The organism is Winogradskyella sp. PC-19, from assembly GCF_002163855.1.
Lineage (GTDB): Bacteria > Bacteroidota > Bacteroidia > Flavobacteriales > Flavobacteriaceae > Winogradskyella.
The window spans coordinates 2613165-2626731 of the sequence record NZ_CP019332.1 but is presented as its reverse complement, the minus strand read 5'-3'; the positions used below and the strand labels follow the sequence as shown (position 1 = coordinate 2626731).

Below are 13567 nucleotides of genomic sequence, written 5' to 3'. Positions count from 1 at the left end.
ATAACATAATGTCATCCAATATTGAAAACTTTCTAACAGCTTCTGAAGAAGAGGCCATAGTTTCTACTATACGCAATGCCGAAAAAGATACATCTGGAGAAATCCGAGTTCATATTGAGCATAATTGCGATACAGATGTCTATGAGCATGCTATGGAAGTCTTTCATTATTTAAAAATGGATAATACCAAAGAGCAGAATGGTGTTTTGATTTATGTCGCCGTCGACAAAAAGGCATTTGTTATTTATGGAGACAAAGGCATCAATGAAAGTGTAAGTACTGACTTCTGGAATTCTACTCGAGACATTATTGCAACTTATTTTCAAAAAGGAGAGTTTGCACAGGGCTTAATTGAAGGCATCAAAAAAGCTGGAAAAGAAATGTCTAAGAATTTCCCATGGATTCATGGTGATACTGATGAATTGGATAATACGATTTCTAAAGGATGAGTAATAAAGTAAATTTAGACGTCAGAAGCTGGAAGTTTATTCTTTCGGCTGTAGTATTACTTTTTTGTATTCAAAACGTAGAAGCACAATATAATATTCCTGAAGTTCCAAAATTTCAGACTAGCGTTTATGATTATTACAATTTACTTTCTAAAAATGATAAAGCACAACTAGAAAATAAGCTAATTCGATATTCTGACACAACCTCTACTCAAATTGTTGTTATTACTATACCATCTACAAAGGGTGAAGATATTAATTATTTAGCTGCAAATTGGGGTGAAAAATGGGGTATTGGAGGAAGTGCTGCTAAAGACAATGGTATTTTAATTCTTTTAGCAAGAGATGATAGACGTATAGCTATTGCCAATGGTTACGGTATTGAATATATACTTACAGATGCGCTAAGTAAGCGTATTATTGAGCGTGACATTATTCCGTACTTTAAGCGCAATGATTATGCAGGTGGTCTAAATCGAGGTGCTGACGCAATCTTTGAGGTTTTAAATGGAGAGTATCAAGGAACACGGCAATCATCTGGAGAGTTTCCTTTCGGACTTTTGTTTGTACTATTCATCTTTTTTATCATATTTATTATCGCTATATCTAAGCACAAAGGTGGCGGAAAAGGTGGTGGTAACAATCGTCGTTCTGGTGGCGATAGTCTTTTAGAAGCTATTATCTTAAGCAATATGGGACGAGGTAGCTACAGAAGCGGGTCATCCTCTTCTGGAGGATTCGGTGGATTTGGCGGTGGAAGCTCTAGTGGCGGATTTGGTGGCGGATTTGGCGGCGGAAGTTTTGGCGGCGGTGGTGCTTCTGGAGGCTGGTAATCTTAGCGTTTAAGAACAAAATGCTTGGTAAACACCCTACCATCTTGAAGGTTTACTGAAAACCAATAATCATCGGATGGCATTAAACTACCACTATAACGACCATCCCAAAATGGGTTTTCTACCGAAAGTTCAGCGGTTAATTTCCATGACGATAGTATTATAAATATTGAGTAAGCAACGAGAACACACTTCCAATTGCTAAAGTAGTATGGAATTATAAAACTACTTTTTACGCATGTATACACTTACAGGAACACCATGAAAATCAAATTTTTCTCTGAGTTTATTTTCTAGGTAACGCTTATAAGGTTCTTTGACATACTGAGGTAAATTACAAAAGAATGCAAACTGCGGTTGTGGTGTTGGCAATTGCATGATGTATTTAATCTTGACAAACTTACCCTTATAAGCTGGTGGTGGATAGTTTTCAATGATTGGGAGAAATGTATCATTTAATACACTCGTTTTTATTCGTTTTGAGCGGTTATTATAAACTTCTACAGCAGTTTCAATAGCTTTAAAAATTCGTTGTTTGTTTAAGACCGATATAAACACTATCGGCACGTCAGTAAAAGGTTCAATTTGCTTTCTGATAAACGTCTCAAATTCTTTAGCGGTTTTTGTTTCCTTTTCAACTAAATCCCACTTGTTTACTAAGATGACGATACCTTTTCTATTACGTTGCGCTAACCAGAAAATATTTTGTACTTGTCCATCAAAGCCTCGAGTAGCATCCAAAACTAATAAACATACATCTGAATGTTCGATGGCTCTAACACTTCGCATAACAGAATAGAATTCTAAATCTTCTTTTACTTTAGATTTACGTCTAATCCCAGCAGTATCTACTAAATTAAATTCGAATCCGAAACGATTATATTTTGTATCTATAGAATCACGTGTTGTACCTGCAATATCTGTAACGATGTATCTGTCTTCGCCAATAAGTGCGTTTATAAATGATGACTTACCAGCGTTAGGACGACCAACTACAGCAAATCTTGGTAACTCGTCCGCTTCTTCTTCCTCTTCAACTTCAGGCAATGCTTCTACCAATGCATCTAATAAATCTCCTGTTCCACTTCCGTTAATACTAGCAATTGTATAATATTCACCAAGACCTAAAGAATAAAATTCCACAGCATCTTCTGCACGCTTTCCATTATCTACTTTATTTACTGTAAGAAATACAGGTTTTTTTGATTTACGAAGTAATTGCGCCACGTCTTCATCCATACCAGTAACACCGCTTTCAACATCTACCATAAATATAATAGCATCTGCTTCGTCAATGGCTAATTCTACTTGTTTATCAATTTCAGCTTCAAAAATATCGTCACTACCAACGACATATCCACCGGTATCAATAAGAGAAAACTCTTTTCCGTTCCAATCACTTTTTCCGTAATGTCTGTCTCTGGTTACACCGCTAACGGCATCTACTATCGCTTCGCGACGTTGTATTAGTCTATTAAAGAAAGTTGATTTACCTACATTAGGACGCCCAACTATAGCTACTATATTACTCATATCTTTTTGATTTACTTTGCATTACATATCCCGTAAGCGGCTGCAAATATAGAATATAATATTAAAGAATTTATGTAAATTGTTGTCAGTTATATATTATTATGGAACTTACTAATGAAATTGTTTTACGTCCGCGTTTTAAATTTGATGTTGAAACTACTAACGAAATTCTCTTAACTGGCTTTGAAGAACAGAAAAGTAAACAATCTAATTTTATTGTAACCCGATTGGACGACCATGTATTTATCCGTTTCCCGAAACAAGCACAGCACTATTGGTCACCGCAATTACACTTAGAGATTAACGAAAAAGATAAAGCCAGTGCGACTGTTCATGGTCTTTTTGGACCGAATCCTACGATTTGGACCATGTTTATGTTTTTCCACTTTATTGTTGCTGGACTTTTTATCGCTTTTGGAATTTGGGCATACACTAATATGAGTTTAGGAAACTCTTATGCCATACAAATGTTTATGACGTTATTTATGATTATAATTTGGTTTACCCTATATTTTATTGGACGAATGGGTAAGGCAAAAGGAAAACCTGAAATGTATAAATTACATGCATTTATGCGAGACACCCTAAGAGATTATCGCTGATTGTATCCGAAACGTCTTAACTGATTTTGATTACTACGCCAGTTTTTGTTGACTTTGACATATAATTCTAAATGTACTTGCTTACCAAAGAATTTTTCTAAATCCTTACGTGCTTCTATACCTACACGCTTTAAAGCAGAGCCTTTGTGTCCTATAATGATTCCTTTTTGAGTCTCACGTTCTACCATAATTACAGAACGAATACGAATGATATTTTCTTCTTCAAAGAACTCTTCTGTATCTACCTCAACGGCATATGGTATTTCTTTTTTATAGTGCAACAATATTTTCTCTCTAATAGCTTCGTTAACAAAAAAGCGTTCTGGCTTATCTGTTAATTGATCTTTTGGATAAAATGCTGGAGACTCAGGTAATAATTCTTTTATACGTTCAAACACATTTTGAACATTGAAGCCTTGCAGAGCAGAAATTGGAAAAAACTCAGCATTTGGCACTTTGCTTTGCCATAATTGTGCTTGTTCTTCTAATTGTTCTTGATTTGAATTATCTATTTTATTTAATAATAATAAAACAGGGATTTTTGAATTTGTAATTTTCTTAAAGAAGGCTTCGTCTTTGAGTTCTTTTTCTCCAATTTCAACCATATAAACCAACACGTCTGCATCCTCAAAAGCAGACTTTACAAAGTCCATCATAGATGCTTGAAGCTCATAAGCTGGTTTTATAATTCCTGGTGTATCACTAAGAATCATCTGAAAATCATCACCATTAACAATACCTAAAATACGATGACGCGTAGTTTGCGCTTTAGATGTTATTATTGACAATTTCTCACCAATAAAGGCATTCATCAACGTAGACTTACCCACATTAGGATTACCAATAATATTTACAAAACCTGCTTTATGCATATGTATACTAATTCTCTATTATTAGGTGCAAAGTTACGACCTTGGTTTGTTTATTCCTCTATCGTACATCACAATACTTCCTGCTACTGAAACATTTAGACTCAACTGCGATTTAAATTTTACTAAAAAATGACTTTTTTCTTTAGCTAGATTTGATAACCCATGGTCTTCTGCACCAAGTAAATATACGCATCTCCTTGGATGATTAAAGGTTTCTAGGTCTTGCGCTTCTTCAGTTAATTCCACGCCAACGATTCTCGCACCTTTGGGAAGATTATTAAAAAAATCGTCAAATGTTTCATAATGAAAATAAGGCATAGACTTTACAGCATTATGTGTATCACTAGCTTGTTTTGCATAACGATTACCAATAGTAAAAATAAAACTCGCTCCAAGATTTTGAGCAGAACGCCATAAAACACCCAAATTTTCAGGTGTTTTTCCGTTTTGGATACCAATACCAAAAAATTCGTTTTTTAAGTTGTCATTCATATGACAAAAATATGATTAAATTGTATGTATTAATCATGAATTTAACATGTCTCATTTCGAAAGGGATTTAAATAAAGAGAAACTACTTGGTAAATTTCTCGATGGCATATACGAAAGTTTAAACTTAGAGTTTGAACGTATTGAAGATATTAGCCTTCAACAACAAGGTATAGACTTAATTTACCTCCAAAACGAAACTATTTTAATAGATGAAAAAGCGCAATTAGACTATTTAAATAAAAGCTTACCAACTTTTACTTTTGAATTATCATATCTTAAAAATGATGCACAAAAAATAGGTTGGCTACTGGATAATAATAAAAAAACAACGCACTATTTCTTAATTACAGGGATTTATACAAATGAGAAATCAGATTTGTCAAAAGGTTTTAAATCTTGTGTTATTACAAGTGTAAATCGAAAAAAACTAATGAAACATTTACAGTCTAAGGGTTTGGATAAAACAAGGCTTTTACAATATGACTCAGACTTAAGAGATTTTGAAGTTAAGACTATTAAAAACCCAATAGCTGAAATAAATTTTAAGACAGAAGGCCTTTTATATTTTTCGCCACAATTAGCTGAAAAACCAATAAATCTTCAATTAAGATTAAAATACTTATTAAAAATCGGAGTTGCTAAACAGATTTATCCTTAGCAATTTCGTTAAATAACGTCTCTCCAATTCTTTCTACAACACCAACAACCAATGCGTTTCCCATAAAAAATGCACGCTTGGTATTTGTAATATCTTCTAATTCTGTATGGTTATCCGGAAACATATTCAATCGTTCCAACTCTACTGGAGTTAATCTTCTATACCCTTTTCTTGTTTTTATAACGTGCTTAAAACGTGATGCCGATTTTCCGCCTTCGCCAGTAATGATAGTTCGTGAAGCATTATCTAAATTATCAGGAAAAATCATTGCGCCTTCAGCATAATTATACTTAAAGCCATCTTTAGTTTCTCGGATTTCTTTTTTAGCACCTTTCAAATAATTCCATTTATCAAGTTCATTTTCAGAAATATAAAATTCTTCTGAGACTTCATTATCTGACACTAAAACATCCTTGAGTTTTATACGTCCTCCTTCAAACTGTGCTTTAGATTTTAATGTGCAAACTTGGTTATTGATGCAAATACCACTGTTTTTAAAAAGAGATAATTTCCCTCCAATATTAAAAGTATCAGAAATAGTTTTTACATCATCATTTAATTCAAATCGATGTAAGTCTTTTTCAAAATCAATAGGAAAACTTTCTGCTAAAATGCCATCTTTTAAAATCCAATCTTCATCATCTGACACTTTCATTTTTTTATAAACAGAAGTACTCTTTAAGTATCCCAATATAAAAACACGTCGCCGTCGTTGTGGCATTCCGTAATCGGCAGCATTAATTACGCGCCACTCAACAGAATAACCTAAGTCACCTAAACTTTTTAGCATAATTGCAAAATCACGCCCACGTTGCTTTGAAGGTGATTTTAAGAGTCTATCTACATTTTCGAGGAATAGATATTTAGGTTTGTTTTTACTCTCATTAAGAATTCGGTAAATCTCCCACCATAGCACTCCTTTTTTGCCTTGTAAACCTTTAGAATTTTTTAAAGTAGTCGCTACAGAATAATCTTGACAAGGAAAGCCTCCAACTAATAAATCGTGCTCTGATATATCAGAAACTGGTACCGAAGCAATGTCTTTATTAGAATGGTTTTTACTCCCAAAACGCGTTTCGTAAACCTCGGATGCATGTTGCCGCTTTGTAGAAGGTTCCCATTGATTACTCCAAACCACCTCAACGTTTAAGTTAGTATCCAATTTGTTATATGCCTCAAGGCCTAACCTAAAACCGCCTACTCCGGCAAATAACTCTGCGACTCTAATTTTTTGTTTACTCATAGTTTTGTAGTCATCGAAAATAATACTTTAAAATCTGAAATAAAAACTTCCTTTTTCTTAACTTTATTACTGATTTTCAAATACTTAAAACACTAATAATGCACAGTCACTCAAATTTAAAAAGAGAAACACGTTATGGTTTACCTACTGCCGACCAAATTTTATATAATAGATTTTACGTTATTGGATACTCCTATTATTTTAGACAGGCTAAATGGGCATTAGAAATTATCGACCCAGATAAAACCGATGTCAGTCGTTTAGATAATTTTAGACCAGATTATCGTATTCCAGAAAAATTTAGAGCAGATTTAGATGTCTATGAAGGTTCTGGTTTTGACAGAGGTCATTTAGTCTCTAGTGCTAATCAAATAGAGGTTAATATTCAGAATAGCGAAACATTTTTACTATCTAACATGGCACCTCAAAGACCAATGTTTAATCGTGGTATCTGGAAACGTCTAGAGCAAGCCGTTAGAGATTTAGATGGTTTAAAAAAAGTGTTTGAAACCTATGTTATATCTGGACCGTTGTTCTTTTTTGACGAAGAAGTAAAAATGATTGGTGATGATGATGAAAAGATTGACGTTTCATTACCAATTCCTCATGCTTTTTTTAAATCTGTATTGGTTGAAAATAATACAGGTACTATAAACATGTGGTCTTTTATAATACCCAATAAAATTACAAGTGAACCTCTGTCAAGTTTTTTAGTCGAAACCTCAAAAGTTGAAAAAATTTCAGGTCTCTTTTTATGGGATACTTTAGTAGGTACAAAAATGAGTAGAGAAAAAAATAAGATTCGAAAAATGTGGAAGCATTGATTTGTTAAATCAAAAAAGCCTCACATTTCTGTGAAGCTTTTCTTAGTAGCGGGAACTGGACTCGAACCAGTGACCTTCGGGTTATGAGCCCGACGAGCTACCTACTGCTCTATCCCGCGATTTATAGCTTATTTGATTGTCTTAGCTTCTAACTTTCGGTTCATAATGCCGACTCAATCATTTAAGAGGACTGCAAAGATAAAACTTTTTTTAGATTACAAAAGCTTTATCAAAAAAATAACCTTCAGTTTTACTTGAAGGTTATTTTTTTAAATTATAGTTGAACCTTTAGTTATCGTTAACTTCTTCATCTAAAGTAACTAAAGCTCCTTTTTTATTTTCTGCATCAATATCTAAGGTAATAATATTTGGCATCTGTAACTGTAAACTTGCAAAATTACCTGTAAAATTATTATCACCTAAAAGTAAAGTATTTAGGTTATCTAATTTTACTAAACTTGAAGGTAATTGACCATAAAAACTATTATTAGATAATACTAGTTCTTCTAGGTTTACCAACTCACCTATATTAGTAGGTATTGCTCCAAATAAATTATTATCAAAAACGCTTAATATTTTAAGTTTGCTCAGGTTTGAAATTTCATTTGGTAGCTTTCCAGTAAACGAATTACTACTTAAAATTAGGGTTTCAATATTGTTTAATTTCCCGATGGTAGTTGGTATCTCACCAGAAAAATTATTATTATAGATTTCTAAAACTTTTAGATTTTCCATCTGACCAACTTCAGAAGATAATTGACCATTAAGCTTATTTGAATATAATTTTAAAGTCTCTAATTGTTTAAGCTGATAAATTTCTGATGGTAATACGCCTTCGATACTATTAAAAGATAAATCTAAGACTTTTAGTGCATTTAGATTATTGATACTTGCCGGTAGAGTTCCGTTAAGATTATTAAAAGCTAAGTTTATTTTTACAATTTGATTATTTTCAGTAGTAACACCGTACCAAGTAGAAACAGGTGCTGTTAAATCCCAAGTGTTTTTCCAGTTGACACCATCAGTAGAATTATATATATCTACTAATGCATCTTTTTGTATTTGCGTAACATCTGCTTGTAAAAAAGTAGTCGTTAGTAAGCAAAGGATTATAGTGTAAAACGTTTTCATTATTTAAGCGATTTGGGCAATATTGCCGTTTAACTACTCAAATATAGGATTAAAACACTATTAATCGATAAAATAATTTTTTTTTCGATGAAATGCACACTCTCAAAAAACATTTATATCAAAATTTTGCTATTGTTCGATACTATTTGCACTGATATCTTGAATTGATGTTCCGTCTGATATTACATGAAGTTGAATAGGATTGCAACAAACTTCACAATCTTCGATATAGGTTTGGTTAGAAACTGAAACATCCATTAACATGGATATTTCTTCCCAACAATGTGGACATTGAAAAAAATGTTCTTCCATTTTTAATTATTAAAATTGAACGTTCAAGAGTTCTCCACTAATTTGAAGCACTAAAACCTCAGCCAATTTAGCATCGTATTTGGCTTGACTTTTACTCAGCTCTGCAGCTAAAAGATTTAGTTGTGCTTGCCTAAATTCGATAGATGTCACTTGACCTAACTTAAATTTCTCCTTAGTACGGTCAAAATTATTTTTAGCTGTTTTAATATTATCTTCCTGAACGTTAAAAATTTGTAGTTTGTTTTGATAGTCGTCCCAAGCATTCTCAAAATTTCTAGTAATCTCTAGTTTTAGCTGTTCTTTTTGAAGCTTCTGGTTTTCAAGATTTATTTGAGCGTTTTTAACTCTTGTAATGGTACTTCCGCCATCGAATAGATTCCATGTCAGATTTATCCCAGCAGATAGGTTAGTACTTGTATTCTGTAAAACAAACGCAAGTGGACTATTGTTAGTAGACTCATTCCAGCCATACGTACCTGTTAAACCAATTGTTGGTAAATAACTAGACTTGTTAGCCTTTAGAGTAAATTCGTTAATCGCTATATTTTTTTCATTTTGGATAAGACTAACATTATTTGCATTAAGCTTTTGTAACAAATCTACTTTGTTAAGTTGCATTAAAAAGGCTACAGTGGTATCTACATCAAAAATATTAGAAATTTTATTTCCGGTAACTAGATTTAAGTCACGCTTAGAATTTATGAGATTCTGTCTTGCATTAATTATGTTAATGCTATCGTTATTAATATCTACTTCGGCATTGAGCACATCTAACTTTGTATTTTGTCCATATTCAAACTGATACTCACTTCTTGTAAGTCTATCTTTTGATATATCTAAAGTCTCCTCCAAAGATTTTAAATTTTCACTTTGTCTAGCTACGTTATAATACACCGTTAATAATTGATTAGTCGTATTCTCAATAGTTTCTCTAGCTTGTAACTCCGAAAGATTATATTCCTCTTTAAGACGTTTATAATTATAATACCTACCTAAACCATCAAAAAGGGTATAGTTAAAGTTTATAGAAGCATTATACCGTCTTGTTTCAGCTCCTTCTGCAACTCTTACATCTCCGTTTGCCAACTGACCTTCAGCATCTTGAGTGTCAATGGAGCCACCAGCATTACCAGTAACTGTTGGTAGGTAACCAGAGTTTAGAATGTTTTTATTATTCTCTGCTACTTCAGCATTATTATTAGCTATAAGAATACCGTAGTTATAATCTAAGGCTAAGGCAATTGCCTCAGAAGGTTTTATTGTTTGTTGTGAAAATGAATTTCCACAAATCATTATTACAAATACTAATAAAACACTATGTATACTTTTTACTTTCATTATCCTAAATCTAAATCGTCATTATCACTACTCATCTCTATTCCAATTGTACCTTGACTTACATTAAATTGAATATCTTCGTTTTTTTCTTTGATAGCACGTTCAACTTCTTCTTTTGAAACTTCTCTATTGGTGTAAAGCCATTTTGCATTTTTCTTTATAGCATTACTAAATGATAAAAATATAGGCAGAACTATCAGTGTTAAAACAGTTGCAAAACCAATACCATATGCAATAGAAACTGCCATAGGTATTAGAAATTGTGCTTGCCTACTTTCTTCGAAAATTAATGGTGCTAAACCTGCTACTGTAGTTATTGATGTTAAAAAAATAGCTCTAAATCGAGAACGGCCAGCTTCATATAAAGCATCATCAAATGACAAGCCTTCTCTTAAATTACTATTGAATTTACCAATAAGAACCAAACCGTCATTAACCATGATTCCGATGAGGGCAATAATTCCCAATAGTGATAAAATATTTAAAGGAAAGTCATGAATCCAATGTCCCCAAGCAACAGCGGGTAGGCTTAGAGGAATAATAAGTAACAATATTAAAGGCTGACTATAACTTCTAAATGTGAATGCTATGACTATATATATCAATAACAAAACTGTTATCCCTACTGGTGCTAATGAGTTAGTCAATTTTAAACGCTCTCTGTTTTGACCTTCATAGAAAGGCGTAACAGTTGGGTATTTAGACAAAATCTCTGGCATAATTTCATCTCTAATTTCTGCCATAACATCTGTACTACTTGTCTTTTTAGGGTCTTTTATATCTGCAGAGACTTGTATTTCACGGCGCCCTTCTAGGTGATTTATAGCAACATCTCCTCTTTCGATAGTATAACTAGCAATCTCCTTTAAAGGAATTCTGTTTCCTAATGGTGTTATAATACGCATATCGTCCAGATTATTTATAGACGAGCGATCTTCTCTATTATACCTAACCCAAACTCTTATTTCGTCTTGACCTCGTTGAAAACGTTGTGCCTGAGCACCGAAAAAAGCCGAACGAACTTGTCCCATAATCGTTCTTAAATCAAGCCCTAATGCATAAGCACTTTCTTTAAGTTTGATTCGGATTTCTTTTATACCTGCCGGATCATTATCTGTCACATCCTTAAGCAAAATATTATTTTCTAAGCTTTGCTTCAATTCTGTTTTTACAGCTTTTAGTTCTGTAATATTGTTTCCTAATAAAGAAACTGCGACAGGACTACCACCAAAGTTTCCGCCTCCACCGTAAACTAAACTTTCAACACCTAAAATGGGTCCTACTCGTTCTTGCAATCTGTTAGTTACTAATCGGGTTGTAATTTCATTTGATCGTTCTTCTCCTGGCAATAGATTAATTTCTAATCTTGCCGCCGCAGATCCAGGACCAATAGTTTTAATCATATTCTCGACTAAATACTTTTCTGAATTTTCGCCTAAATATTCATTATTTATTTCTTTAGTGACTTCAATAGCCTTTTCTTCAATAAAAGAAATAATGCTGTCTGTAACTTTCTCATTTGTACCATTAGGCATGTTAAGATTAATCGCAACACGGTCACTGGCTATTTGAGGAAAGAAAGCAACTCTTACAATACCACCTTGAACACTGGCTTTTGTTAAAATAGCAAATACAACAAAAAATGAAATGGTTAAGAACTGGTGCTTCAGAGCAAATCTTAACGTCGGACTATACAAATTATCACGAAGCCATCTCATTATACTATCTCCGAACGTATTTATGTAACGTAATTTTGAAAATGCATTCTGAAAAAAACCTGCAATTCCTGTTCTCTGTTTTGGGTTTTGGGCTCTTAATGCTTTTGAATGCGCTAAGTGTGCAGGTAAAATAATCAAAGCCTCTACTAAAGACACTAACAAAGTAAGCATTACAACCACTGAGACTTCACCAAAAAACTCACCAATACGACCATCTAAAAACAAAAAAACACCAAAGGCTAAAATCGTAGTTAATATGGCTGAAATAATTGCTGGTAACACTTCCATCACACCATCAATAGCAGCTTGTTCTGGTGATTTACCCTTTTCGTATTGTTGGTATATATTCTCAGCAATTACAATACCATCATCTACCAAAATACCAATGACTATAATCATCCCGAAAAGAGATAGTACATTTATAGTGACGTTAAAATAACCTGCAAACATAAACATCCCTAAAAAAGCAATCGGTAAACCAAAGGCTACCCAAAATGCCAAGCGAGTGTTTAAAAATAAAGACAGAAAAATGAGTACCAAAATCATCCCAACGATAGCATTTTCTGTCAATAATGCTGTACGTTGCACTAATGTTGTCGACAAATCTCTAACAACATTGAGCTGGACATTATCATATTTTTGATTAAACTCTTCAATATACGCCTTTGTCTTATCTGCAGAAGTAATTAAATCCTCTGTATTGGTACTTGTGATTGTAACATTAATAGATAAATCGCCATCGAAATAACTAGAATTTGGTGTTTCTGAAAATTGGTCTCTAACCTGAGCAATATCTTTTAGTTGAATCTTTCTACCTGAAGGGTCTGACTTAACAATTAGGTTAGATAATTCGTCAGCATAATACGAACGGTTATTAGCACGAATCAGATACTCTTCAGCATCTGTTTTAATTGTTCCTCCTGTAGTGATTAAGCTAGCTTGATTTATAGCTTGTGAAACTTCATTAAAGGTTAAGTTATAAGCCAAAAGATTAGCTTCATTAACTGCAATTTCGATTTCTTCATCAGGATATCCTGCAATTGAAATTTGAGAAATCCCATCGATGCCTCTCAAATCATTTTCGACTTGTCGTCCAATTTGTTTTAGCGTTGCTAGTGGAATTTTTTCTCCACTAATCGCAAAAGTGATTGTTGGTCGAAGATTTTCTTGCTTAGCAACAATCAAAGGTTCCATTCCGACAGGAAACGTTGGTACACGATCTACTGCATTTTTGACTTCGAGTAACATAAAGTCAATGTCTTTGCCTTTTTGAATTTCGACATTAATGTTTCCGCTATTTTCTCTTGAAGTAGAGGTTACACGTTCAACACCGTCTAATCCTTTCAGGTTATCTTCAATTTTAAGAACTATACCTTCTTCGACTTCTTGAGGTGAAGCACCAGGATAAACAACATTGATGCTAATATTTTTTGAATCTACAAGTGGAAAAAATGAGGATTTTAGTTTTGAAGCACCAAAAAAACCAAAAATGATAAATGCAAAAACAACGACGTTTACAGCGACGCTATGCCTTATAAAATAAGCGATTAGTTTTCTCATGA

14 protein-coding genes and 1 tRNA gene are annotated in these 13567 nt (G+C 33.3%); 5 read left to right on the top strand and 10 right to left on the bottom strand.

Annotated features, from left to right (window positions below; genetic code table 11):
• The first annotated feature begins 8 nt into the window (after positions 1–8).
• Together BTO05_RS12080 and BTO05_RS12075 are read left to right on the top strand one after the other, a co-directional pair.
• Positions 9–449: a TPM domain-containing protein gene (locus BTO05_RS12080; protein ID WP_087492915.1), complete on the top strand. Its 441-nt coding sequence runs from the start codon at positions 9–11 to the stop codon at positions 447–449.
• On the top strand, positions 446–1282 hold the full coding sequence (locus tag BTO05_RS12075) for a TPM domain-containing protein (RefSeq protein WP_087492914.1): 837 nt from the start codon (positions 446–448) through the stop codon (positions 1280–1282). The genes BTO05_RS12080 and BTO05_RS12075 overlap by 4 nt, the downstream gene beginning before the upstream one ends.
• 2 nt (positions 1283–1284) lie before the next feature.
• Here the strand turns inward: BTO05_RS12075 and BTO05_RS12070 are convergent, their stop codons facing one another.
• Both BTO05_RS12070 and der read right to left on the bottom strand, forming a co-directional pair.
• Complete coding sequence (locus BTO05_RS12070; RefSeq protein WP_087492913.1) at positions 1285–1530, bottom strand: T9SS type B sorting domain-containing protein; 246 nt, start codon at positions 1528–1530, stop codon at positions 1285–1287.
• On the bottom strand, positions 1508–2815 hold the full coding sequence (der, locus tag BTO05_RS12065; protein WP_087492912.1) for a ribosome biogenesis GTPase Der: 1308 nt from the start codon (positions 2813–2815) through the stop codon (positions 1508–1510). The genes BTO05_RS12070 and der overlap by 23 nt, the downstream gene beginning before the upstream one ends.
• 101 nt (positions 2816–2916) lie before the next feature.
• Between der and BTO05_RS12060 the strand changes: the two genes are divergently transcribed.
• The gene (locus BTO05_RS12060; protein WP_087492911.1) at positions 2917–3417 is read left to right on the top strand and encodes a GTP-binding protein; all 501 of its coding nucleotides are present in this window, start codon (positions 2917–2919) and stop codon (positions 3415–3417) included.
• Here BTO05_RS12060 and era read toward each other — a convergent pair.
• A complete protein-coding gene (era, locus tag BTO05_RS12055) occupies positions 3408–4289 on the bottom strand; it encodes a GTPase Era (protein WP_087492910.1) in 882 nt (293 codons plus the stop codon). The genes BTO05_RS12060 and era overlap by 10 nt on opposite strands.
• 33 nt (positions 4290–4322) lie before the next feature.
• On the bottom strand, positions 4323–4781 hold the full coding sequence (locus BTO05_RS12050) for an RNA methyltransferase (RefSeq protein WP_087492909.1): 459 nt from the start codon (positions 4779–4781) through the stop codon (positions 4323–4325).
• A gap of 46 nt (positions 4782–4827) precedes the next feature.
• Between BTO05_RS12050 and BTO05_RS12045 the strand changes: the two genes are divergently transcribed.
• Positions 4828–5439, top strand: coding sequence for a hypothetical protein (locus BTO05_RS12045; protein WP_087492908.1), 612 nt, complete (start codon positions 4828–4830; stop codon positions 5437–5439).
• On the opposite strand, the gene dcm is transcribed toward BTO05_RS12045, so the two are convergent.
• On the bottom strand, positions 5420–6682 hold the full coding sequence (gene dcm / locus BTO05_RS12040) for a DNA (cytosine-5-)-methyltransferase (protein WP_087492907.1): 1263 nt from the start codon (positions 6680–6682) through the stop codon (positions 5420–5422). The two genes, BTO05_RS12045 and dcm, sit on opposite strands and share 20 nt — an antisense overlap.
• A gap of 98 nt (positions 6683–6780) precedes the next feature.
• On the opposite strand from dcm, the gene BTO05_RS12035 reads away from it, so the two are divergent.
• Complete coding sequence (locus BTO05_RS12035) at positions 6781–7506, top strand: DNA/RNA non-specific endonuclease (protein ID WP_087492906.1); 726 nt, start codon at positions 6781–6783, stop codon at positions 7504–7506.
• 46 nt (positions 7507–7552) lie between these two features.
• Here BTO05_RS12035 and BTO05_RS12030 read toward each other — a convergent pair.
• From BTO05_RS12030 to BTO05_RS12010, 5 genes are all read right to left on the bottom strand, one after another.
• A tRNA-Met gene (locus BTO05_RS12030) sits at positions 7553–7625 on the bottom strand.
• Positions 7626–7794: 169 nt separating this feature from the next.
• Positions 7795–8637: a Two component regulator three Y domain protein gene (locus BTO05_RS12025; RefSeq protein ID WP_087492905.1), complete on the bottom strand. Its 843-nt coding sequence runs from the start codon at positions 8635–8637 to the stop codon at positions 7795–7797.
• 129 nt (positions 8638–8766) lie between these two features.
• Positions 8767–8949: a CPXCG motif-containing cysteine-rich protein gene (locus BTO05_RS12020; protein WP_087492904.1), complete on the bottom strand. Its 183-nt coding sequence runs from the start codon at positions 8947–8949 to the stop codon at positions 8767–8769.
• A gap of 9 nt (positions 8950–8958) precedes the next feature.
• The gene (locus BTO05_RS12015) at positions 8959–10287 is read right to left on the bottom strand and encodes a TolC family protein (RefSeq protein WP_087492903.1); all 1329 of its coding nucleotides are present in this window, start codon (positions 10285–10287) and stop codon (positions 8959–8961) included.
• Entirely contained in the window at positions 10287–13565 is a 3279-nt protein-coding gene (locus BTO05_RS12010) for an efflux RND transporter permease subunit (protein WP_087492902.1), read from the bottom strand. Before BTO05_RS12010 ends, BTO05_RS12015 begins: the two co-directional genes overlap by 1 nt.
• Positions 13566–13567: the final 2 nt, after the last annotated feature.